Raw genomic sequence first — 23108 nt, forward strand, 5'->3', positions numbered from 1 at the left:
GTGGACATCGACATGAGTGCCCTGCGGGGTCTGGTGCGAGAGAAGGAGATCTCCTTCGACCTGCTGGTCGAGGCGATCGAGTCGGCCCTCCTCATCGCCTACCACCGCACCGAGGGGAGCCGCCGCCGCGCCCGCGTGGAGCTGGACCGCGGCACCGGCCACGTGACGGTGTGGGCCAAGGAGGACCCGCAGGACCTGGAGGAGGGCGAGGAGCCCCGCGAGTTCGACGACACGCCGTCCGGCTTCGGCCGGATCGCCGCGACCACCGCCAAGCAGGTCATCCTCCAGCGTCTGCGCGACGCCGAGGACGAGATCACTTTCGGTGAGTTCGCGGGCCGTGAGGGCGACGTCGTCGCGGGCATCGTCCAGCAGGGCAAGGACCCGAAGAACGTCCTCGTGGACATCGGCAAGCTGGAGGCCATCCTGCCGGTGCAGGAGCAGGTCCCCGGCGAGGAGTACAAGCACGGCACGCGCCTGCGCACGTACGTCGTACGGGTGGCGAAGGGCGTGCGCGGTCCGTCCGTCACGCTCTCGCGCACCCACCCGAATCTGGTCAAGAAGCTCTTCGCCCTCGAGGTGCCGGAGATCGCGGACGGCTCGGTGGAGATCGCCGCCATCGCCCGTGAGGCCGGTCACCGCACGAAGATCGCGGTCCGCTCCACGCGGTCGGGCCTCAACGCCAAGGGCGCCTGCATCGGCCCCATGGGCGGCCGGGTCCGCAACGTCATGGCCGAGCTGCACGGCGAGAAGATCGACATCGTCGACTGGTCGGACGACCCCGCCGAGCTGGTGGCGCACGCGCTGTCCCCCGCGCGGGTGAGCAAGGTCGAGGTCGTGGACCTCGCCGCGCGCTCCGCCCGGGTGACCGTGCCCGACTACCAGCTGTCGCTGGCCATCGGCAAGGAGGGGCAGAACGCCCGCCTGGCCGCGCGCCTCACCGGGTGGCGCATCGACATCCGCCCGGACACTGAGCAGCCCGACCGGGAATCCGGTCGAGCCTGATCACGTTCACGACACCGGGGCCCGCCTGCGCGGGTCCCGGCATCGTGGCCGAAACGCATACGTGCCCGATCACTGCCCCCCAGGGGTGGGGTGGGCGCGGGGAGGTAGACTGAAGAGTGTCTGGCCGGACGCATGCCCGCGCATGCCCTGAGCGAACCTGTGTGGGATGCCGGGAGCGAGCGGCCAAGGGCGATCTGCTGCGGATCGTGATGGTCGAGGGCGCCTGCGTCCCCGACCCTCGCGGTACGCTGCCCGGCCGGGGTGCCTCCGTGCACCCCACACTGGTCTGTCTCGACCTGGCGGTCCGCCGCCGGGCGTTTCCCAGGGCCTTGAAAAGCCCGGGGCCGCTCGATACGGCGGAGCTCCGCCGGTACATCGAACAGATCGAACAGCAGTAGTTCGGCCCCGCGTCTGCGGGGTATGGCCCCACTGTAAGAAGCACGGCACGGGTAACCGTGCGGTCAGGTACCTCGCGAGTTGGAAGTAGGTCGAGATTGCGATGAGCACTCGATGAGTACGCGATGAGTACGCCCATGAAGTAGCGACGGTCCGGTGGACACCCCGGACCTAGAAGGAGCGAAGTGGCTAAGGTCCGGGTATACGAACTCGCCAAGGAGTTCGGAGTGGAGAGCAAGGTCGTCATGGCCAAGCTCCAAGAACTTGGTGAATTCGTCCGTTCGGCGTCCTCGACGATCGAGGCGCCGGTTGTCCGCAAACTGACTGACGCACTGCAGGGACCCGGCGGCGCCGGCAAGCCCGGTGCGAAGCCCGCGGCGCCGCGCAAGTCCGCGGCCCCCAAGCCGGGTGCCCCCACTCCGGGTGCGCCCCGTCCCGCCGCCCCCAAGCCGGCGGCGGAGGCAGCTGCCCCCAAGCCGTCCCAGGCCGCGCCGACTCCCGGCCCGCGCCCGGGCCCGAAGCCTGCTCCGGCGGCTCCGGCCAAGCCCGCCCCGGTCACCCCGGTGCCAGCCGCGGAGTTCTCCGCGCCGGCCACGGAGCGTCCGGCTGCCGAGCGCCCGGCCACCGAGCGTCCGGCCGCGCCGCGTCCCGGCGCCACCCCCGGCCCGCGCCCCAGTGGTGCCCGTCCGGGTCCCGCCGGCCAGCGTGACGGCGGCCGCCCCGAGCGCGCCCCGCGTCCCGGTGGTGCGGGCGAGCGTGCCCCGCGTCCCGGTGGCGCCCGTCCGGCCGGTCCCCGTCCGGGCAACAACCCCTTCACCTCCGGTGGCTCCACGGGCATGGCCCGTCCGCAGGCCCCCCGTCCCGGTGGCGCACCGCGCCCCGGTGGTCAGGGTGCCCCGGGCGCTCCGCGTCCGCAGGGCGGTCCCGGCGGTGCCCCCCGTCCGCAGGGTCCGGGCGGCGCCCGTCCGACCCCGGGCGGCATGCCCCGTCCGCAGGGTGCCCCCGGTGGCGCCCCGCGTCCCGGTGGCGCTCCCTCCGGCAACCGCCCGAACCCGGGCATGATGCCGCAGCGTCCGGCTGCCGGCCCGCGTCCGGGCCCCGGTGGCGGCGGTCGCGGTCCCGGCGGCGGTGCCGGTCGTCCCGGCGGCGGTGCCGGTCGTCCGGGCTTCGCCGGTCGTCCGGCCGGTCCCGGCGGCGGCGGTCGTCCCGGTGGTGGCGGCGGCGGCTTCGCCGGTCGTCCCGGTGGCGGTGGCCCCGGTGGCGGCGGCGGCTTCGGCGGCGGTCGTCCCGGTTTCGGTGGCCGTCCCGGCGGTCCGGGTGCCCGTGGCGGCACGCAGGGCGCCTTCGGCCGTCCCGGCGGTCCGGCGCGTCGTGGCCGCAAGTCCAAGCGTCAGCGGCGCCAGGAGTACGAGGCCATGCAGGCCCCGTCCGTGGGCGGCGTGATGCTGCCTCGCGGCAACGGCGAGAGCATTCGCCTGTCGCGCGGTGCGTCCCTCACCGACTTCGCGGAGAAGATCGGCGCCAACCCGGCGTCGCTCGTCGCCGTGATGATGAACCTCGGCGAGATGGTCACGGCCACGCAGTCCGTCTCGGACGAGACGCTGCAGCTCCTCGGCGGCGAGATGAACTACACCGTTCAGATCGTCAGCCCCGAGGAGGAGGACCGCGAGCTGCTCGAGTCCTTCGACATCGAGTTCGGTGAGAACGAGGGCGGCGAGGAGATGCTCGTCGCGCGTCCGCCGGTCGTGACCGTCATGGGTCACGTCGACCACGGTAAGACGCGACTCCTCGACGCGATCCGCAAGACCAACGTGGTCGCGGGCGAGGCCGGTGGCATCACCCAGCACATCGGTGCCTACCAGGTCTCCACCGACGTCAACGACGAAGAGCGCAAGATCACCTTCATCGACACCCCGGGTCACGAGGCGTTCACCGCCATGCGTGCCCGTGGTGCCAAGTCGACCGACATCGCGATCCTCGTGGTGGCGGCCAACGACGGTGTCATGCCGCAGACGATCGAGGCCCTGAACCACGCCAAGGCGGCCGACGTGCCGATCGTGGTCGCGGTCAACAAGATCGACGTCGAGGGCGCCGACCCGACGAAGGTGCGCGGTCAGCTCACCGAGTTCGGTCTGGTGGCCGAGGAGTACGGCGGCGACACGATGTTCGTCGACATCTCCGCCAAGCAGGGTCTGAACATCGACAAGCTGCTCGAGGCCGTCGTCCTCACCGCCGACGCTGCGCTCGACCTGCGCGCCAACGCGGAGCAGGACGCGCAGGGCATCGCGATCGAGGCCCACCTCGACCGTGGCCGCGGCGCCGTGGCCACCGTGCTCGTCCAGCGCGGTACCCTCCGCGTCGGTGACACGATGGTCGCCGGTGACGCCTACGGCCGTGTCCGCGCCATGCTCGACGACAAGGGCCAGAACGTCGAGGAAGCGGGTCCGTCGACCCCCGTCCTCGTCCTCGGTCTCACCAACGTCCCGGGCGCCGGCGACAACTTCCTCGTCGTCGACGAGGACCGCACGGCTCGCCAGATCGCCGAGAAGCGCGCTGCGCGTGAGCGCAACGCCGCCTTCGCCAAGCGCACCCGCCGGGTGTCCCTCGAGGACCTCGACAAGGTGCTCAAGGCCGGCCTGGTGCAGGACCTCAACATCATCATCAAGGGCGACGCGTCCGGTTCGGTGGAGGCTCTCGAGTCCTCGCTGCTCCAGCTCGACGTCGGCGAAGAGGTCGAGATCCGGATCCTGCACCGTGGTGTGGGTGCGGTCACCGAGTCCGACATCAACCTGGCGACCGGCTCCGACGCGATCGTCATCGGCTTCAACGTCCGCGCCGAGGGCCGTGCCACGCAGATGGCCGAGCGCGAGGGCGTCGACGTCCGGTACTACTCGGTCATCTACCAGGCGATCGAGGAGATCGAGGCGGCCCTCAAGGGCATGCTGAAGCCGGAGTACGAAGAGGTCGAGCTGGGTACGGCGGAGATCCGCGAGATCTTCCGCTCGTCCAAGCTGGGCAACATCGCGGGTGTTCTCATCCGCTCCGGCGAGGTCAAGCGCAACACCAAGGCGCGCCTCATCCGCGACGGCAAGGTCATCGCGGAGGAGCTCAACATCGTCGGTCTGCGTCGCTTCAAGGACGACGTCACCGAGATCCGCGAAGGCTTCGAGGGCGGTATCAACCTCGGAAACTTCAACGACATCAAGATCGACGACGTCATCGCGACGTACGAGATGCGCGAGAAGCCGCGCGGCTGAATCGCATAGCTCGACCCCGGGGCCGGTCGGCGGAGCATATTCCGTCGATCGGCCCCGGCCGTTGCGTGTACGGTTCGAAGAGCCCTACACCACAGCTGGACCTCACGCCTCCCGGGTGGGCTTCACCCGTCACGCATGTATGCAGGGACTCTGTCCTTCGACCTCCTCCTCGGCGACGTACGGTCGCTGAAGGAGAAGCGCTCCGTCGTCCGCCCGATCGTCGCCGAGCTGCACCGCAAGTACGCGGTGAGCGTGGCGGAGGTCGGCGACCAGGACCTCTACCGCCGGGCGACGATCGGCCTGGCGGCGGTCTCCGGGGACGCGGGGCACCTCACCGACCTACTGGACCGCTGCGAGCGCTGGGTCGCCGCACGTCCCGAAGTGGAGCTGCTCTCGGTCAGGCGGCGGTTCCACGGCGACCACGACGACTGAGCGCGTCACCGGCGCCACAAGCACAATGGACAAGAAGAAGGAGACGGACCAGTGGCCGACAACGCGCGTGCGAAAAGGCTGGCGGACCTCATCCGCGAGGTGATCGCCCAGAAGCTGCAGCGCGGAATCAAGGACCCGCGGCTCGGCTCGCATGTGACCATCACGGACACCCGGGTCACCGGCGACCTGCGGGAGGCTACGGTCTTCTACACGGTCTACGGGGATGACGAGGACCGCGCCAGCGCGGCCGCGGGCCTGGAGAGCGCCAAGGGCATCCTGCGCTCGGAGGTCGGCCGTGCGGCCGGCATCAAGTTCACGCCGACCCTGACGTTCGTGGCCGACGCCCTGCCGGAGAACGCCCGCACCATCGAGGACCTCCTCGACCGGGCCCGGGCCTCCGACGCCGCGGTGCGCGAGGCGTCCTCGGGCGCGGCGTACGCGGGCGGGGCCGACCCGTACCGCAAGCCGGACGAGGACGAGGACGACAAGGACGCTGCCGGCGAATGAAGCACAAGGAGACCCCGCCGGACGGCCTCGTCATCGTCGACAAGCCGGCCGGCTTCACCTCGCACGACGTCGTCGCGAAGATGCGCGGCATCGCGCGGACGCGGCGCGTGGGGCACGCGGGGACGCTCGACCCCATGGCGACGGGCGTCCTCGTCCTCGGCATCGAGCGGGCGACGAAGCTTCTCGGCCACCTCGCGCTGACCGAGAAGGAGTACGTCGCGACGATCCGCCTGGGGCAGAACACCGTCACGGACGACGCGGAGGGCGACATCACGTCCTCGGCCGACGCCTCCGCGGTCACCCGTGAGGCGATCGACGCGGGCGTGGCCAAGCTCACCGGCGCGATCATGCAGGTGCCGTCGAAGGTCAGCGCGATCAAGATCGACGGCAAGCGGTCGTACAAGCGGGCGCGCGAGGGCGAGGACTTCGAGATCCCGGCCCGGCCGGTGACCGTCTCGTCGTTCGCCGTCCACGCGGTGACCCCCGCGGAGGCCGCGGACGGCACCCCCGTGCAGGACCTGCTGGTCTCCGTCGTCTGCTCCTCCGGGACGTACGTGCGCGCCCTCGCGCGCGACCTGGGCGCCGACACGGGCGTGGGGGGCCACCTCACCGCCCTGCGGCGGACGCGCGTCGGCCCGTACGGGCTGGGCGACGCCCGCACGCTGGACCAGCTCCAGGAAGAGCTGACGATCATGCCTGTCGCCGAGGCGGCCGCTGCGGCCTTCCAGCGCTGGGACGTCACGGAGGAGCAGGCGCGCCTGCTCGCCAACGGCGTGCGGGTACGCGTCCCGCTCTTCGACACCACGGGGCCGATCGCGGCCTTCGGTCCGGACGGGCGCTTCCTGCTCCTGCTGGAGAACCAGGGCGGCCGGGCGAAGAGCCTGGCGGCCTTCGGCTAGAAGCCGGCCGCCGGGGGCGCGGCCGGCCGCCTTGGTGCGGCGCCGTGCCCCCGGCATTGCCATGTCCACGGGGTGTGACGGCGCCGTGCTGTCCACGGGGTGTCGGCGCCGTGCGCGTCCGGCTGCGGTGGCGCCGTGCCTCCCGGGCGCGGGCCGGGGACGGCCGCTCAGGGCTGTTGCCGGCTGCAGGACGGCCTCTGCGGGGCTACGAGGCGCGGGGCGGCGCTGCACACGCTGTGCGGGCGCCGTGGGTGCCTGCAATGCCCCTCTGGGATGGCTTCCCGTGCCGTTCTGGAGTGAGGGACACCGGGACCGGGCCGCGTACGGCATTGCTGCACGGGGCTGGCCGGGCGCCTATGCCCCACCTTCGTGGGGCGGGGAGCCGTCATCCGTCGCTCCCCGCCCCACGATCCCCTTCCTCCCGGTCGTCTATCCACACCGCTCCCACAATTCACTCCATTGGGCAGGCGCTCGGAGTGAACAGCGGGTGCGGAAGGGGGCGCGTTCCTGCGACGACCTGGTCCTGCCGATCATCCGCTGCCTACCGTCGGGGTAAGTGCACGGCGGGGAGGTTCGGCGGATGAGCGGTCGGCGGACCGATGTGGACGAGTTCCTGGTACGCATCAGAGACCTCGCCGGGAGGCCGCGCGGTACGGGCTTCATCGCCGACGACCGCGGCACGATGATCACCAGCCATGAGGCCGTCGACGGCCTCGCGCGCCTGGTGCTGCTGGCCCCGGGCGACCGTACGTGCCTGGTGGGCGCCGAAGCGGTGACGCCCCTGCCGGGCTGCGACCTGGCACTGGTGCGTACCGAGGGCCTCGGCGTCGCCCCTCTGCCCGTCGCCGCCCCGGAGCGCATCGAGGACGGGGCGAGCGTCCGGCTGCGGGCGGGCCACTGGCAGCGCGCCCAGGTCATCGGCGAGGCCCTCGTCACCTACACGGCCACGGACCGCTTCCACCTGCTCGACGCCGCCGTGGAGCTCTCCCTGGGCGAGCGCGACGGCCTGCGGCTCGGCGAGGAGGCGACCGGTGGCCCGGTCATCGACGCCCGTACGGGGACAGTCGTCGCCGTCCTCGGTACCGCGCTCCATGCGGAGCGCCGCTCCGGAGGTTTCGCGATCCCGCTCCGTGCGGCGGCCGCGGCCTCCCCGGACGGCTCCCTGGCAGCCCTCCTGGAGCGCAACGCGGCCACCGTCCCCGCCTTCGGCCCCGACCTCAACCTCGCGGGCGCCCTCCAGCTGACGGCGACCTCCCTCGGGCCGATCATCACGGCGCGCGACTGGCGCGACCCCGTGGAGCGGCCGGAGATCGCCAGGGAGTTCACGCGCTTCCTGGAGCCGGACGAGGAGCCCGACGGGCGCGCGGACGCCGACGCCGACCCCGGGGACGCCGGCGAACGCATGCCGGACGACGCCGACCGTCCGCCCGCTCCCGAACCGCCGCCCGACGAACCCGTCCCGGAGCCCGGCCCCGCGCCGGGCGGCACGGGGGCCCCGGGCGTGCTGGTGGTGACCGTCCCGGCGCGCGCCTGGCGCGGCACCCCCGGCGGCGGCCCGGGCGGACGCTGGATCGGGGACCTGCCCGGTGCGCACCATCCCGCCGATCCGCTGGATCCCGGCGAGGCCTCGGCTCCGGATCCGCACGGCCTGGAGGGTCCGGACGGGCCGGGCGTCCCGTCCGCCCCGGACGACGCGGATGACGGGGAGGACGGCCCTGCCGCCGCCGTCCTCGGCCTCGTGGGAGGCCCCGGGACGGGCCGCACCACCGAGCTCCTCTCGCTCGCCTCCCGGCGCGCACGGGGCCCCGAACCGGCTCCCACCCTCTGGCTGCGCGGCGCCGACCTGGAGGAGGGCGACAGCAGTCTGCGGGACGCGATCGCGCGGGCCCTTGCGGATGCCGCCCGGATCGTCACCGCCTCCGCCGGGGCGGCCGGCACGGTGGGCGACCCGGCAGAGGCCACCCCGGAGGCCGTGGCCACGCTGGGGCACCGCGTGGGGCGGCCCCTCCTCGTCGTCCTCGACGGCCCCGAGGAAGTCCCCCCGGTCCTCGCACACGCCCTGCCGGCCTGGACCGCGGCGACCGCCGAGTGGCTGGAGGAGACGTCCGCCCGGCTCGTCGTCGCCTGCCGACCGGAGCACTGGGAGACGGCGGGCGACCTCTTCCCGCGCGAGGCGCTCCACGTGTCGACCTCCTCGGCCACCCCGCGCAGCCTGCCGCCCTGCGTCAGCCTGACCGACCTGGGGCCCCTGCAGGCCGAGCGGGCCCGCGCCCTGTTCGGCATTCCGCCGGACGCCATTCACCAGGGGGACGCCGCCCACCCGCTCGCCCTCCGCCTGCTCTCCGAAGTGCGCGCCGCGCTCCCGGACGGCACCGCGCCGGGCAGCCGGGCGGGCGAGGACGGGGCCCGGCCCCCCGACCGCTGGGACATCTTCTCCGCCTACCTGGACCTGGTCTGCCTGCGCATCGCCGTACGGCTGGCGGCCGGGCGCCGCCCCGCGCTGCGCGGCACGGCGGTGCGCAGGCTCGCCGCACGCGTGGCCGGGCAGGTGCACGAGGCGGCCCGGCGGTGCCTCGGCCCCGGGCAGGGCGAGCTGGAGCGCGAGGCCTTCGAAGAGCTCTTCCCGTGGCGCAACGGCTGGGCCTCCGCCGTCCTCACCGAGGGCCTGCTCGTCCCGGCCGGCAGCGGCTACCGCTTCGCGCACGAGGAGTTCGCCGACTGGCTGCAGGGCGCCCACCTCGACCTCGACGCCGCCCTGCACACGCTCGTCCACCGCTGGTACGAGCCCGAGGGCGGCTCCGGTGAGCACGACGCCCTGCCGTCGCGGCCGGGCGGGGGGCCCGCCATCGAGGGCCACGTGCCGCCGCCCCCCGGATCGAGCCGCGCACCGCGCTCGACGGCCGCTCGCCGCCGCAGCCGCCGCGCCGCCCGCCAGCGGGCCCGCAGGCCGCTGCCCGTGCCCCGGCACCGCATCGGCCCCGTGCTCCAGGCCCTGCTCCTCCTGGCACGCCGCTCCGGCCCGGACGCGCTCGCGCGCCGGCTGGGCGCCCTGGTCGACGCGGTCGCCGCGCTCCCTCCGCCCGACCGGACAGGCGGTGCGGACGACGAGCGCCGCCCCGTGCTGCCGGACCCCGCCTGGTGGGCGGCGCACCTCCTGGGCGAGACCCTCCTGCGCGTACCGGACGCCACTCCCTACCTGGGCGCCCTCCGGCTCCTCGCCGAGCGCCTCACGGCCCGCTCCCTGGCGCTGGGCGGCTTCGACAGCGGGGCGACGGGCTCCCTGGGTGGCCTGGCCGAATTCGGGCCCTGGTTCTGGCTCCGGCTGCCCCTGGGGCTCGCCGAGCGGCTGGACCTGCTGCGCCTGCTGCTCCCCGCCGACGCACCGCCCCCCGGCCAGACCCCGTACCAGGCCCAGGCCCTGGAGAGCGCCTCCCCGGGCCCGGAGCAGCCCCGTCAGGCGCCCCAGCCGCCGCACACCGACCGCTTCCTGCCCGCCGTCATGACCGTCCTCGCCGAGGAGCCCTGCGCCGCGCAGGCCCTGCTGTGCCGCTGGTTCTCCGACGAGCGCCCCCTGCAGGCCGCCCCGTACGGCGATCACCTGAGGCTGACGGTCTCCACCGCCGCCCAGGTCCTGCTCCACACCCACCGGCACCGCGCCGTCGACGACCTCGCCGAAGCACTCGTGGACGCCGCGCACCCCCGTGCCGACGAGCTCCTCGCCGCGCTCGCCGAGGACGAGCCGTCCGCCATCTGCCGGGCCGTGGACCGGTGGGCCCACGACGACCGCATCGAGCGGCACGTGGCGGCCGCCGCGTACGCCCTCAAGGCCGCCCGGCACGTCACCACGGCCGCCGACCGCGAGCTGCTGCGCTACTCGGCGCTCGCCCTGCTGGCCCGCCCCGCGGAGGGCGCCCTGCACGGCACCGCGCTCGCCCTCCTCGTCCGTGACCGGGAGACGCGCTCCAAGCACCTCCAGCGGGCCCTCGCCCTCTTCGCCGCGTGCGACCCGCACCTGCCGGCCGGTGCCCTGGCCCCCGCCCTGACCACTCACCCCGAACCGGTCCTCGCGGCGTACCGCGCACGGCTGTACGTACGCGGTGACGGGCCCGGGGACGTCCTGCGCACCCTCGCCGAGGTCACCACGCCCGCCCTCGCCCGGCGGGCCGCGGCCCTCGTCCAGGAGTACGTCGAGCACCACCCCGAGGGCGCCGGGCTCGCCGCCGCCTTCGTCGACCGCCGGCTCGAGGAGGGCCCCTCGGCCCGCTCCGTCCTCTTCCCGCTCGTCGTGCACCTGCTCAGCAGCCGACCGCCCCAGGTGCGCCGTGCCCTGGCGCCGGTCCTGGCGTTCCCGGGTACGCCGCTGTCGCGGCCGCTGCGCCAGGAGTTGCTGGAGGTGCTGCTGGAGCGCGAGCAGTACGGGCCTTTCGAGCGCGACGTCACCGTCCTGGACGCCCTGCTGCGCGCGGTGGCGGCCGGCGCGGGGGAGCGCACCGAGGCCCGCACCCGGGACCTCGTGCACCGCACCGGTCTGCTCATGGCCCGCAGCCCCGAGGGGGCGGCCTGTTTCGACCGCCGCATGGTGCAGCTGTCCCGGGAGATCCCCGTCTTCGGGGAGCAGGTGCTCCGCTGGCTGCGCTCCGCGCCCGCGCAGTGGGCCGTCGTGGTCGGCCCGCGAGCGCGCATCAAGCTCACCGCCTGGGCGGGGCAGGACGGCCCAGGGGGCGCAGCGGACCCGTCGGGCGCGGCCGGCTCCCCCGACCTGACAGTCACCGGACCGGCCGATGCGGGGCGCCGAGAACCGGCATGGCACTCTTAGTCCTGCGTAATCGACAGACAAAAGTTCGGGTTCGGGCGAGGAGCGGGCAGAGTGCAGCGCTGGCGTGGCTTGGAGGACATCCCCCAGGACTGGGGGCGCAGCGTCGTCACCATCGGCTCGTACGACGGTGTGCACCGCGGGCACCAGCTGATCATCGGGCGGGCCGTGGAGCGGGCGCGCGAGCTCGGGGTGCCCTCGGTCGTGGTGACCTTCGACCCGCACCCGAGCGAGGTCGTGCGGCCGGGCAGCCACCCGCCGCTGCTGGCGCCGCACCACCGGCGCGCGGAGCTCATGACCGAGCTGGGCGTCGACGCCGTGCTGATCCTGCCCTTCACGGCGGAGTTCTCGAAGCTCTCGCCCGCCGACTTCGTGGTGAAGGTGCTCGTCGACAAGCTGCACGCCAAGCTCGTCGTGGAGGGCCCCAACTTCCGCTTCGGGCACCGTGCCGCGGGCACCGTCGACCTCCTGGCGGAGCTCGGTGCCACGTATGACTACGGCGTCGAGGTCGTCGACCTGTTCGTGAGCGGCGAGGCGGGCGGCGGGCAGCCGTTCTCCTCCACGCTGACCCGGCGCCTGGTTGCCGAGGGCGACGTCGCGGGCGCGATGGAGATCCTCGGCCGCCCGCACCGCGTCGAGGGCGTCGTCGTACGCGGCGCGCAGCGCGGCCGCGAACTCGGTTACCCCACGGCCAACGTGGAGACCCTGCCGCATACCGCGATCCCCGCAGACGGCGTCTACGCCGGCTGGCTGACCGTCGGCGGCGAGTCGATGCCCGCGGCCATCTCCGTCGGCACGAACGTGCAGTTCGACGCGACGGAGCGCACCGTCGAGGCGTACGCCATCGACCGGACCGACCTCGACCTCTACGGGCTCCACGCGGCCGTGGACTTCCTCGCGTACCTGCGCGGCATGGAGAAGTTCGAGTCCATCGAGGCGCTGCTGCTGTGCATGGCGGGCGATGTGAAGCGCGCGCGGGACCTGGTGGCCGCACACGAGAAGACGGCGGCCTGACGGCTGCCGCGGCGTCGGACGTACAAGAAGGGGGCCCCGTGCGGCGATCGCCGCACGGGGCCCCCTTTGCGCGTGCCCTGGTGCCGGGGCGCTCCGCGCCCCGTGCGCGCTACTGCTGCGGGTAGCCGTACCCGCCCGGCTGGCCCGGGTAGCCCTGCTGCCCCGGCGGGGAGTACGGGCCCGGCTGCTGCGGCTGTGCGCCGCCGTACGGGCCCTGCGGGGCGGCGTACGGGTGGTACGGCGAGGGGGCCGGCTGACCGGGCTGCTGGGCCTGCTCGGGGGAGTACTGGGCGGGCGTCGGCGCGGCCGGGGCCGCCTGCTGAGGCTGCTGCTGCGGTGCCGGCTCTCCGCCCCATACGCCGCGCTGCTGCTGGGCCCGGGTGAAGTCCTCCGCCACCATGGCCGAGAGGTTGAAGTAGGCCTCGCGGGTCTTCGGCCGCATCATCTCCAGGTCGACCTCGGCGCCGGTCGCCAGGTGCTCGTCGAACGGGACGACGACCACGCCGCGGCAGCGCTGCTCGAAGTGGGACACGATGTCCTCGACCTTGATCATCTTTCCGGTCTCGCGGACACCCGAAATGACGGTGACGCTGCGGGAGACGAGCTCGGCGTAGCCGTGCGCATGGAGCCAGTCGAGCGTGGTGCTGGCGCTGCTCGCGCCGTCGACGGACGGCGTCGAGACGACGATCAGCTGGTCGGCGAGGTCGAGGACGCCGCGCATGGCGCTGTAGAGCAGACCGGTGCCCGAGTCCGTGAGGATGATCGGGTACTGGCGGCCGAGCAGGTCTATCGCACGCCGGTAGTCCTCGTCGTTGAAGGTCGTGGAGACCGCCGGGTCCACGTCGTTGGCGATGATCTCCAGGCCGGAGGGCGCCTGCGAGGTGTACCGGCGGATGTCCATGTAGCTGTGCAGGCTCGGGATCGCCGACACCAGGTCACGGATCGTCGCGCCCGTCTCGCGCCGCACGCGGCGGCCCAGCGTGCCCGCATCGGGGTTGGCGTCGATCGCGAGGATCTTGTCCTGGCGCTCGCTGGCGAGCGTCGCACCGAGGGCGGTCGTCGTGGTCGTCTTGCCGACGCCGCCCTTGAGGCTGATGACGGCGATCCGGTAGCAGGAGAGGACGGGCGTACGGATCAGCTCCAGCTTGCGCTGCCGCTCCGCCTCCTCCTTCTTGCCCCCGAACTTGAACCGGGGGCCGGCGATCTGCTTCTTCGGCTTCGGCTTGCTGCGCAGCAGCCGCTCCGAGGACAGCTCCATGGAAGCGGTGAACCCCAGCGGGGCCCCGTGCACGGACCGCTGCCGCTGCTCCGGCGTCACCGTGGGCCAGCCGCCGGCGCGCGGGTCGGCGGGCTGCCCGCCCTGCCCGCCGTCCCCGGCGGGCGGCAGGGCGCTGTCGGGGTACGGGGATTGGGCGTACGGGTACGGGGCGGGGGCGGGTGCAGCAGCCGCCTCGTGCGCGCCCGTGGGGCCCGGCTGGGCCTGCACCGCCGGCGGCAGCGCGGGGGAGCCGTCGAAGGGGCTCTGGGCGTGCGGGAGTTGCTGTGGGTCGGCGTGGGGTGCGGGAGCCGGTGCCGGGGCCTGCTGGGGGTCGGGGTGCGGGAGGCCGCCGAGGGCTGGCGGCACCGGGGCCCCGTGCAACTCGGGGCGCGGGGCGCCGTCGAGCGCGGGAGGCACGGGCGCGTGGGGCGCGGGCGCCTCCGGACGCGGGTACCCGTAACCGCCCTGCGGCGCCGAGGCATTCGGCGAATGAGGCGCGGCGACCTCCTGCGGCCCGGTGAGGCCCTGCGGCGACGGGACGGCGTCCTGCGCCGGAGGAAGGGCGGGAGCAGTCTGGTGCGCCGGGAAGGCATGGGGCGCCGGAGCCGGCGCAGGGGCGACCGCCCCGTGCGCGTCGGGCCGCGGGTATCCGTAGCCGTCCTGCGGGGCAGGAGCAGCCGCGTACGGGGCAGGGGCCGCGCTGACGGGCGCGGCGTGGGCATCGGGCTGCGGGGAGCCGTCGAGCGGCGGCGGCACGGGCGCCCCATGCGCGTCCGGGCGCGGGTACCCGTAGCCGCCCTGCGGCGCAGCGGGGTTGAGCGCGGGCGGCACGGGGGCGCCCTGGGCGTCGGGCTGCGGGAAGGACGGCGCCGGCGGGTAGGGCGTCGGCGTCAGGCCGTTCGGCGGGACGGGCGCACCGGCGGTCCCATGCGTAGCCGACGGCGGCTCTGCGGGCGCCTGCTGCGCCTCAGGGGCGGCAGGCGCGGCAGGCACGGCGGAACCGTCCTGCTGGGCCGCGGTGTACGGGCCCGGGGCGGGCGGGAAGCCCTGCGGCGGCATGGGGGGAGGCGCGGGCATGCCGGAAGGCTGCTGCGCGTCCGGCACCGGAGCCGCAGGGGCGAAGTTCGGCGGGAGGGGAGGCAGCGCGGCCTGGGGGACCGGCGGCGGGGCCCACGCGGCCGCCTGTGCGTCCTGTCCGGCTTCCGCCGGCTCCTCGTCCGCACGCCCGGCGACCCTGTCGCGCAGCGCGGCAGCGGAGAACCGCATGGTGCCCTCGGGGCGCGGTGCCGTGTGCCCGGCCTCGGAGGCCGCGTCCGTGCCTTCGGAAGCCGGTGCGGCCCCGGAGCCGTTCTCGGATGCCGCGTACGAGCCCTCCACGGGGCCCTGTCCGGCCTTCTCGTCGTCAGCAGGGGTGCCGGCGACGGGAGAAGCGCTTTCGCCCTCCGTGCGGCCCGTGCCGGCGCCGTGCCCCGGCTCCGTGACCGACTCGGCGCGGGCCTCATGCCCGGCCGCGGCGTCTGTGTCACCCAGGGTGCCGACGGGGCCTTGTCCTGCGACACCGTCGGCGGTCTTTGCACCCTCCGCGTCGGCGGCGATCGCACTCGGTGCGGAGGCGGCCTCGCCGCCCCGTGCCGCGATCTCGTCCTGCAGTGCCGCCGCGGAGAACCGCATCGTGGCAGGGCTCTTCACCTCGCCCGCTGCAGGGGTCTCCCCGGAAGCCGTCTCCGCCCGGTCGCTCCGCGCCTCGGCCGCCGCAGGCGCCATGCCCAGCGGTTCACCCGAAGGCGGGGGAGGGGTGGGCTGCTGCGCGGCACCCCCGGCACCGCCTGGGCCCGCCGTGGCAGCCGCCGCGGAAGAGGCGTTCTGCGTGTACCAGGCAGGTGGCGTGTAGTCGATGGTGAACTCGCCCATGGTGTCGGGCTCGTGATCGTGACCGGCGTCGGACCGGTCCCCGCCGGCTGCGGACCCGCCTGCGCGGATCTCGTCCCGATCGCTGCTCACATTGCCTCCTGGTGTGGTCTAGCGCCCATGAAATGCCTGTCGGGCCCGACCGTTCCCGTCGTCCGACCGCCCGGGTCTCCCCCGTTTGCGACAGGGGAGGCCGATGAGGTCCCCCGTCCGTACACCTGCCCAGCCTAATCGTCATACGCACCGCCGGGGCAGGCCCGCCCCCACCCCACCGGCCGCCCCGCGCGCCGCCCCGGACCCCGGGCGGCGGCAACCGGACCGGTGGGGCGCAGGAGGCGGGTGGCGCAAAGATTTCCCGCTCGAGTGCCACAACAGTGCGACATCTGCGCCCGATTCGTTTCTTTCTGGTCGAATAGACCCGAAGAGCGTGCTGCAAACTCCGAAGGCCACCATGAGTGCCGAGAACCCGCTCTTCAGCGCGAGGCGCCGGTACGAGGGGGTCCGCCTCGTCACCGCCGCCACGCACCCGCCGGGCAGCAGTTCCGACGGCGCGGACGCCGACAAGCTGCTCCTCGCCTTCGGCAGGGACTGATGGCCCGCGGGCCCGCCGGACTCCTGCGAGTGAACGGGGCGCGCGCCACAGAGTGCGCGCCCCGTCTGTTTGCGTCCGTACAGACGGCCCAGCACGTTCGACGCAGCCAGCCAGCCAGCCAGCCAGCCAGCCAGCCAGCCCGGTTGGTCCTCAGCAGCCGGTCAGTCCATGCGGCGCGGCGCGCCCAGCAGTCTCGTCTCGGCATCCGTCGCCCGCACGTCGACGTACGTCCACGACTGCCGGGCGCACCACAACGTCACCGTCTCCGGGAGCGCGGGCAGCGCCTCGACGTCGGCCTGTGGCAGCCCGAGGAGGCGGCCGAGCTGCTGTGCCTCCTCCGGCGAGACCCGCTGGACGCCGACGAGATCCGCGCTGCCCAGCAGACGCGGCGCGTCCGGCCCCAGGTAGGGCAGCAGGGTCAGGACGGACTGCCAGGGCGCGGCCGTGGCCCGGCCGCGGGGCGGCCGGGCGCCGCAGTCGCGCACGACCAGGACCGGGGCGTGCACCGACGGGCCCTGCGGAGGCACCCGTCCGACGTCGTGCAGGGTCACGCACTGCTGCCCGCCGTTGGCGGCCTGCGCAAGCGGGGTCCACAGCTGGCGGCGGCCGGTCTCCACGGCTACCCGGGCGCCCGTGCCGACGGTCCGCAGGGCGATGACCTGTGCCGTCCAGGCGCCGCCGATCAGGACGGCGTCGAACGGCGTGGGGCGGGCCACCCCGAGGACGGCCGGCGCCTCCTGCGGGTCGGTGCCGATGACCACGCCGTCGTCGCCGACGGGCAGCGCCAGCGCCTCGTACTCCTCGGGCGCGAGCTCGTGCCGGCCCCGCCGCGGCCCGAACAGCCCGAGACCGAAGCGCGGTCGCCAGGCGCCGGCGCCTGGCGCGCTCCCGGGCCCCGGTGAAGGCGTCGAGGTGGTCGTCACCGCGTACCTCCCAGCGGCAGAGTGGCGAGCATGCCGGGGACCTGCTCGTGGTCGAGCCGCACCAGACCGGTCTTCACCGAACGAGCCGCACGTTCCAGCTCCCGCCCCGTCGCCGCCAGTTCGTCGGAGCTGCGGCCGGTGACGCGGACGTGCGTCGTCAGCGTCGGCGCATGGCGCCCGTTCCGCAGGCGGCCCCGTGCCAGCGTCAGGCTCAGCGTCGTCGACAACGCCGGCAGCGAGGTGAGCAGGGCGGCGAGCTGCGGCAGGGGAGTGGCCCCCGGGCCGAGCTGCGGCCAGCGTGCGACCCAGTACGTGCTGTGCCAGCGGTCGTCGCACCGCAGCGCCCGGGCGCTCTCCAGCGTCCGCCGCACGGGCGTGGCCGTTCGCGCGGCCTGCGCGGAGGCCACCGGATTGACGTTCGCGGCCGTGGATATCGCAGCCGTCAGCTCGTCCTCGGACAGCAGCGCCGCCCGGAACCCGGCCCCCTGCAGCCGGCTCGCCAACTGGTCGGCCACCCGCACCACGCAGCGGCCGGCGCCCTCTTCGCCCCCTCCGCGCGCCTCGATGGCCTCCGGGCACAGCTCCGGGTCGAGCTTCAGCGCCACCCACGTCGTCCTGACCGCAGGAGCACCCGACAGGGCCTGCAGCGGTGCGTAGTTCCGCGCGGCCAGCGCATCGGCGGGCAGGTGAGGGGCGGGCGCCGGCAGGGTGCTCTGCACCACCTGCACGGACTCCAGCCGGATGCCGTCGACGTCCAAGGCGTCCCGCAGCAGAGCCAGCGGCAGCCCCTTCTCGGCCCGCAGGGGGCGCAGCGGGGCGTCCACGGCATCGATGCGCAGGACCGCCGACACGAACGTGCCGTCACCCACCAGGCCGACGCCGCGCTGCCCGCGGTCCGTGAAGGTGCCGGTCCGCAGAGCCGGTTCGCACTCCACGACCGGTGCCATCGCAGGGTCCGTGCCCGCATCCGCCGGTGCCGTCCGGCGGGCGCGGCCGCGGAGCGCCACCGACGCCGCCAGCGACTCCGCCATCGGCCGATGCCCCCGGTGGACCAGCGCGAGCGACACCAGGACCACGGCCGCCACGACCGCGGGCGCCAGCAGCACCGGCCCGGCCGGCCAGGCGAGCAACACCAGCGCCACGGCGACCTCGGCCAGCACCAGCTGCTGCAGCCGCACCGGCCCGACCCTCCCGCCCCGCGCCGCCGCGCGGGGGGCGGCCACGCCCGCCCCGGGATCGGCACTTCCCGGCGCCCGTACGCGCGTTGCGGCACCCATGCCTGTCACAGCCCCCTCAGCCGTCGCCGGCCACATCCACGACCGGGCGGGAAATCCGGATCAGCGCCGGGCCCTGACGGACCTGTTGATCCCTACCGGCATAGTAGGGGTCCGGTACGACAACCGGACCGAGCGCAGTACCTGTCGACCCGCGCCGAGACCAGGGGAGAAGCGGCTACACATGGCATCACGGCGGGATGAGCTCAACGCCTATGTCTTCGCGAGGAAGCGAACGGTCGCAGCCTTCCTGCAGCCTTCGCCCCACGGCACGGAGGAGGGGGCGCCGCGCCCCCTGCGCGCCGTCCTGCCGGGCCTCGTCGCCGGGGCGGTGCTGATCGCGGGCTTCGGCGCCTGGGGCGTGTTCAGGCCGACCGCGCCGAAGGGCTGGGACGACGAGGCCGCACACGTCATCGTCGGCAGTCAGTCCACCACCCGCTACGTCGTCCTGACGACGGACAAGAAGAAGCAGCTGCACCCCGTCCTGAACTTCGCCTCCGCGAAGCTGCTCCTCACCCCCGAGAAGTCCTCCGTCATCAAGGTGAAGGAGGCGGAGCTCGACAACGGCCGCATCCCGCGCGGCCCGACGCTCGGCATCCCCTACGCGCCCGACCGCATGCCCGGACCCGGCGAGGCGGCCAAGCAGAAGCACTGGGCCGTCTGCGAACAGCCCGGTGCGGGCGGAAGGACCACCCAGAAGGCCGTCTTCCTGTTCGCCGGACGCGACCCCAAGCTGAAGAGGCTCACGGGCGAGCAGCGCCTGCACGGCGACCAGGCGCTCTACGTGCAGGGTCCGGACGGCGCCCGCTACCTCGTCGACCCCCGGGGCGCCAAGTACCTGCTCGGCGGCGCCGACTGGAAGTCCACCGACCCCTCGGAGCACAACCTGTTGCTCCGATCCGTCTTCAACGACGGCGCCAAGCCGCAGCCCGTCACCAAGGACTGGCTGGACACCTTCCACGACGGCGCGCCCATCGTCTTCCCCGAGACCGGCGGCGACATCGGCGCGGACGCGGGCGTGGGCACCCTGCCCGCCAAGGCCGGCCGCGTCGGCACGGTCCTCGAAGCGCCCACCGGCAACGGCACGCAGAACTACGTCGTGCTGCGCGGCAAGGTCCAGCGCGTCTCGCCGCTCGTCGCGAAGCTGCTCCTCAACAGCAGGAAGCTGGCCCCGCTCAACCAGGCCGGCGTGCCCGAGCGGGTGAGTGCGGCCGCCTTCACCCCGGCGGACGACGAGTTCTACGGGCAGTACCACTGGCCCTCCCAGGTGCCCCGGCAGGCCAACTTCATTGGGCCCTCCAACGACACCCACCACACCGTGTGCAGCATCTTCAGCGGCATGTCCGCCGGAGGCACTCCCGAACTCGCCACCTGGGCCGGCGACGACTACCCGGCGACCATCCCCGACGGCGCCACCAGTGCGTACGTGACCCCGGGATCCGGCCTCCTCTACCGCCAGGTCACGGGGCGCCAGACCAACAGCGGGTCGGTCTTCCTCGTCACCGACACCGGACTGCGCTACGCCGTGCAGTCCAACAACGACAGCGGTACGGGCAAGTCGAAGATCGGCGAGAAGGCGACGCCCTCGGCCGGTCCGGACGGCTCGTCCGACCCCGCCCGTGCGGCGGACGGTGCAGGACCGGAAGCCGCGGGCCCGGCCGGATCCGACCAGGCCCGCACCAGGCTCGGCTACGGAAACGTGAACCCCCTGCCCGTACCCGCGAACTGGTCGCAGTTCCTGCCGACCGGACCGCGCCTGGACACCAACAGCGCCCGGCAGCCGCAGGGGTCGTGAGCCGGTCATGAGACAGCTGATGCCACGCACCAAGAGGCAGCCGATGCCGCGTACGACGACAGTGCTCAACGCCGCCCTGGCGGCGGCCCTCGTCACGGCTGCGGCAGCCGCGCCCGGGGCCGCGCCCGCACCCATGCTCACGCCGGCGGACGCGTCCGCCCCGGTCCCTTCAACCGCCCCTGCGCTCCACGCCCCGGTGACGTCGTCCGCCGCCGTGAACCTGGACGGCAGCGGCGAGTGCACCACCTACCCCGCCAAGACCATCAAGGGCACCCCTTGGTCGCTCCAACGGATCCTCCTCGACCGGCTCTGGCAGGACACCAAGGGCCGGGACAGCGCGGGCCGGCCGGTCCGCGTCGCCGTCATCGACTCGGGCGTCGACGTCCGGAACCCGCAGCTCAAGGGCGCCGTCGACGTCGAGAGCGGCGCCGACCTGCTCACGGGCATGGCGGAAGCGGCAGCGGAGGCGGCGGCCAAGGGCGGGACGGGCGTGAGGGCGAACACGAAGGACGCGCCCCGTGCACCCGGCCCCGCGCCGTCGCCCGGCCCGTCCGACGCGGGGAAGGACGGCAAGGCGGACGGGGACCGCAAGAAGGCCGGGGACAAGAGCACGCCGAAGGCCGGAACGCCGTCCGGATTCCCGTCCGGGGAGAAGAAGGGCGACCCCGGGAAGCCGGAGAGGTCCGCGGAGCCGAGCCCGTCGAAGAGCCCGGAGAAGAGCCCCGACAAGCCGCCGGAGGGGAAGCCGGAGAAGGAGCCGGAGAAGCCGAAACCCGATCCCACCCTCGACCTGGTGGGACACGGCACCAAGGTCGCCGGCATCATCGCGGCCCGCCCGTCCCCCGGCAGCGGGTTCGTCGGCATCGCACCCGAGTCGGTCATCATCCCGATCCGCCAGAACGACGAGAAGGGCACGGGCACGTCCCGGACCCTGGCGCAGGGCATCGGCCTGGCCGTCGCTGCGGGAGCGCGCGTCATCAACATCTCCCAGGACACGACGAAGGCCCTGGAGCACGACTCCGACCTCGAACGGGCCGTGAAGGAAGCGCTGGAGAAGGACGTCGTCGTCGTGGCCTCGGCGGGCAACGACGGCCTCGGCGGCGACGTCAAGGAGACCTACCCCGCCGCGTACAAGGGCGTCCTCGCCGTCGGCGCCTCCGACCGCAACAACGAGCGTGCCTCCTTCTCGCAGCCCGGCGAGTTCGTCGGCGTCGCCGCGCCCGGCGTCGAGATGGTCTCCACCGTCCCGCTGGGCGGCCAGTGCGTCGACAACGGCACCAGCTTCTCCGCCCCCTACGTGGCCGGGGTCGCCGCCCTCATCCGCGCCAAGCACCCCGACTGGAAGCAGCACCAGGTCGTCGCCCAGATCGAGCAGACCGCGGAGCGCGCCACCAAGGGCCACGACCCCTACATCGGCTGGGGGGTCGTCGACCCGGTCCGCGCCCTCACGGACGACGCGCACCCCGTCGACCGCGTCACCCCGGCCGGGCCCGAGGCCCGCAGCGTCCGGGCCCCCTCCGTGGCCCCCCTGGCCGTGGGCGAGTCGCCGCAGCAGCGGAAGGAACGGCTCGCGACGTACGCGCTCGGCGGCGCGGCCGTGCTCGTGGCCACGATCGCCGGGGTGGCCGTCGTGGGGCGGGAACACCGCCGGCGCCGGTCGCTGCGCGGCCTGTGAGCGCATCAAAGTGCCCGAGTGTGTGCCTAGTTGGGGCGTGCACTCAGAGTGGTTAGAGTGACATTCGGCGCCTTTCGCGGGCGTGGCAGACAACGGCACTCGGGGGGAAAGGCGGAACATGTCGGAGAACGGCAGGCAGAAGGTCAGTGACGAGGCGTTCAAGACCTTCACGGACGCCATCGACAAGACCAGTTCACACTTCTCGGCGAACCTTCGTCAGCTGGCGAACGTCATCGCCACCCTGGACGGCGGATCCTCGTGGAAGGGCGAGGCGCACAGGGCCTTCCGCAAGGCGCAGAGCGACCTCAACGACGACCACGACCGGGTGCGCCGCATGATCGACCGCGTGCGTGAGGCCGTCGTCCTGACGCACCGCGCCTCCGGCGCGACCGACGCGGAGATCGCCGCCCAGATGAAGGGCGTCGACATCGGTGGCGGAGGCGCCGCACCCGCCTCCTCCTCCGCGTCCGCCGCCGGAGCCCACGGGGCGCCCTCCAGCGGGATCGACAACTACTGATCCGGCCGGGCACTCGTGCCCGCCACATCATTTCGGCACATTCCGGCTTTCGGCTTCGAACAGCACCACAGAGGGTGGGGACACATGGCAGATCAGGGTGGAGAGCTCGTAGTCAACTACAGCTCCCTTCAGACCACGGCCGCCGACATCAAGAAGGCCGCGGGCGTGATCGAGCGCGAGCTGGAGGTCATGCGCAGCGCCGTGAACAAGGTCGCGGCCGGCTGGGAGGGCGAGGCCCACCAGATGATGCTGCAGGTGGACGCGGAGTTCCGGCGGCGGAGCGCGCACATCCAGGAGACGCTCAAGCAGGTCGCGGACCTGGTCCTGAAGGGCGGCGAGCACTTCCACGCGACGGACAAGAAGGCGTCGCAGCTGTTCGACATCAGTTACTGATCCGCGTCCGTTGAACCGCGTCTGCTGATTGGCCTCTGCTGATCCGCTTCACCGTGCTCCGGGGGCGGCCGGCCGGGAATCCGGCGGCCGCCCCCAGGCGCGTGCTCCCGGCTCACCAGCCCGTCGGCACTGGCCCACCGGTTCACCGGCCCGCCGGCCTACTTCAGGTCGAATTCGCCGTCACGCGCACCCAGCACGAAGGCCCGCCACTCGGCCGGGGTGTAGCGCAGCACGGTGCCGTGGTCGGTCGAGGACCGCATGGCCACGGCGCCGTCGGAGAAGTAGGCGATCTCGACGCGTTCCTCGTCATCCTTGGCCTCGGGCGCACTCAGCCATTCGAGACCGGAGATGTCGCGTGCGTACAGCTCGTCCTTCTCGCGTTCGTCCATGGGACAAGGGCCGCCTTTCGGGTGCGCAATTCCGCGGGATCGCTGTGGCATGAGGCCAGTTGAC

The 23108-nt window shown here is 73.8% G+C and carries 17 protein-coding genes; 13 read left to right on the top strand and 4 right to left on the bottom strand.

Annotation, left to right across the window (positions count from 1 at the left end; translation table 11 throughout):
* The 8 genes from nusA (at position 1) to AS857_RS31385 (ending at position 12320) form a co-directional block, all read left to right on the top strand.
* A complete protein-coding gene (gene nusA, locus AS857_RS31350; protein ID WP_058046529.1) occupies positions 1-1002 on the top strand; it encodes a transcription termination factor NusA in 1002 nt (333 codons plus the stop codon).
* Between the two features lie 116 nt (positions 1003-1118).
* Positions 1119-1400: a YlxR family protein gene (locus AS857_RS31355; protein WP_079110750.1), complete on the top strand. Its 282-nt coding sequence runs from the start codon at positions 1119-1121 to the stop codon at positions 1398-1400.
* Positions 1401-1583: 183 nt separating this feature from the next.
* Positions 1584-4655 carry a translation initiation factor IF-2 gene (gene infB / locus AS857_RS38250; protein WP_079110751.1) on the top strand — a complete coding sequence of 1024 codons (3072 nt, stop codon included), beginning with the start codon at positions 1584-1586 and terminating at the stop codon, positions 4653-4655.
* 135 nt (positions 4656-4790) lie between these two features.
* Positions 4791-5087 carry a DUF503 domain-containing protein gene (locus tag AS857_RS31365; protein ID WP_058046532.1) on the top strand — a complete coding sequence of 99 codons (297 nt, stop codon included), beginning with the start codon at positions 4791-4793 and terminating at the stop codon, positions 5085-5087.
* A 51-nt stretch (positions 5088-5138) separates the two neighbouring features.
* Positions 5139-5594, top strand: a complete 456-nt coding sequence (gene rbfA, locus AS857_RS31370) for a 30S ribosome-binding factor RbfA (protein ID WP_058046533.1) — start codon at positions 5139-5141, stop codon at positions 5592-5594.
* Positions 5591-6493, top strand: coding sequence for a tRNA pseudouridine(55) synthase TruB (truB, locus tag AS857_RS31375; protein WP_058046534.1), 903 nt, complete (start codon positions 5591-5593; stop codon positions 6491-6493). The genes rbfA and truB overlap by 4 nt, the downstream gene beginning before the upstream one ends.
* A gap of 580 nt (positions 6494-7073) precedes the next feature.
* On the top strand, positions 7074-11309 hold the full coding sequence (locus AS857_RS31380; protein WP_144440907.1) for a trypsin-like peptidase domain-containing protein: 4236 nt from the start codon (positions 7074-7076) through the stop codon (positions 11307-11309).
* A 51-nt stretch (positions 11310-11360) separates the two neighbouring features.
* Complete coding sequence (locus tag AS857_RS31385) at positions 11361-12320, top strand: bifunctional riboflavin kinase/FAD synthetase (protein ID WP_079110752.1); 960 nt, start codon at positions 11361-11363, stop codon at positions 12318-12320.
* Positions 12321-12429: 109 nt separating this feature from the next.
* Here AS857_RS31385 and AS857_RS31390 read toward each other — a convergent pair whose 3' ends face one another.
* Complete coding sequence (locus AS857_RS31390; RefSeq protein ID WP_058046537.1) at positions 12430-15579, bottom strand: SCO5717 family growth-regulating ATPase; 3150 nt, start codon at positions 15577-15579, stop codon at positions 12430-12432.
* Between the two features lie 358 nt (positions 15580-15937).
* Between AS857_RS31390 and AS857_RS40150 the strand changes: the two genes are divergently transcribed.
* The gene (locus AS857_RS40150; protein ID WP_160330283.1) at positions 15938-16078 is read left to right on the top strand and encodes a hypothetical protein; all 141 of its coding nucleotides are present in this window, start codon (positions 15938-15940) and stop codon (positions 16076-16078) included.
* A gap of 161 nt (positions 16079-16239) precedes the next feature.
* On the opposite strand, the gene AS857_RS31395 is transcribed toward AS857_RS40150, so the two are convergent.
* Positions 16240-17001, bottom strand: a complete 762-nt coding sequence (locus AS857_RS31395) for a hypothetical protein (protein ID WP_058046538.1) — start codon at positions 16999-17001, stop codon at positions 16240-16242.
* Complete coding sequence (gene eccE / locus AS857_RS31400; protein ID WP_079110753.1) at positions 16998-18278, bottom strand: type VII secretion protein EccE; 1281 nt, start codon at positions 18276-18278, stop codon at positions 16998-17000. Before eccE ends, AS857_RS31395 begins: the two co-directional genes overlap by 4 nt.
* Before the next feature lie 181 nt (positions 18279-18459).
* Here eccE and eccB point away from each other — a divergent pair, with 181 nt between their 5' ends.
* From eccB to AS857_RS31420, 4 genes are all read left to right on the top strand, one after another.
* On the top strand, positions 18460-20070 hold the full coding sequence (gene eccB, locus AS857_RS31405; protein ID WP_058046539.1) for a type VII secretion protein EccB: 1611 nt from the start codon (positions 18460-18462) through the stop codon (positions 20068-20070).
* A 262-nt stretch (positions 20071-20332) separates the two neighbouring features.
* A complete protein-coding gene (mycP, locus tag AS857_RS38255) occupies positions 20333-21745 on the top strand; it encodes a type VII secretion-associated serine protease mycosin (protein WP_420823998.1) in 1413 nt (470 codons plus the stop codon).
* Positions 21746-21863: 118 nt separating this feature from the next.
* Positions 21864-22262, top strand: a complete 399-nt coding sequence (locus tag AS857_RS31415; protein WP_058046540.1) for a WXG100 family type VII secretion target — start codon at positions 21864-21866, stop codon at positions 22260-22262.
* 84 nt (positions 22263-22346) lie between these two features.
* Positions 22347-22655, top strand: a complete 309-nt coding sequence (locus AS857_RS31420) for a WXG100 family type VII secretion target (protein ID WP_058046541.1) — start codon at positions 22347-22349, stop codon at positions 22653-22655.
* 158 nt (positions 22656-22813) lie between these two features.
* Here the strand turns inward: AS857_RS31420 and AS857_RS31425 are convergent, their stop codons facing one another.
* Positions 22814-23044: a DUF397 domain-containing protein gene (locus AS857_RS31425; protein ID WP_058046542.1), complete on the bottom strand. Its 231-nt coding sequence runs from the start codon at positions 23042-23044 to the stop codon at positions 22814-22816.
* Between the last annotated feature and the right edge of the window lie 64 nt (positions 23045-23108).

It is taken from the genome of Streptomyces roseifaciens (assembly GCF_001445655.1).
GTDB lineage: Bacteria > Actinomycetota > Actinomycetes > Streptomycetales > Streptomycetaceae > Streptomyces > Streptomyces aureoversilis.

What these genes read in the sequence shown, in the direction of transcription:
- AS857_RS31365 (WP_058046532.1), top strand. Translation starts at nt 4,791, where the DNA reads ATGTATGCAGGGACTCTGTCCTTCGACCTCCTCCTCGGCGACGTACGG.
- truB (WP_058046534.1), top strand. Translation starts at nt 5,591, where the DNA reads ATGAAGCACAAGGAGACCCCGCCGGACGGCCTCGTCATCGTCGACAAG.
- AS857_RS31380 (WP_144440907.1), top strand. Translation starts at nt 7,074, where the DNA reads ATGAGCGGTCGGCGGACCGATGTGGACGAGTTCCTGGTACGCATCAGA.
- AS857_RS40150 (WP_160330283.1), top strand. Translation starts at nt 15,938, where the DNA reads ATGAGTGCCGAGAACCCGCTCTTCAGCGCGAGGCGCCGGTACGAGGGG.
- eccE (WP_079110753.1), bottom strand. Translation starts at nt 18,278, where the DNA reads ATGGGTGCCGCAACGCGCGTACGGGCGCCGGGAAGTGCCGATCCCGGG.
- eccB (WP_058046539.1), top strand. Translation starts at nt 18,460, where the DNA reads ATGGCATCACGGCGGGATGAGCTCAACGCCTATGTCTTCGCGAGGAAG.
- AS857_RS31415 (WP_058046540.1), top strand. Translation starts at nt 21,864, where the DNA reads ATGTCGGAGAACGGCAGGCAGAAGGTCAGTGACGAGGCGTTCAAGACC.
- AS857_RS31420 (WP_058046541.1), top strand. Translation starts at nt 22,347, where the DNA reads ATGGCAGATCAGGGTGGAGAGCTCGTAGTCAACTACAGCTCCCTTCAG.
- AS857_RS31425 (WP_058046542.1), bottom strand. Translation starts at nt 23,044, where the DNA reads ATGGACGAACGCGAGAAGGACGAGCTGTACGCACGCGACATCTCCGGT.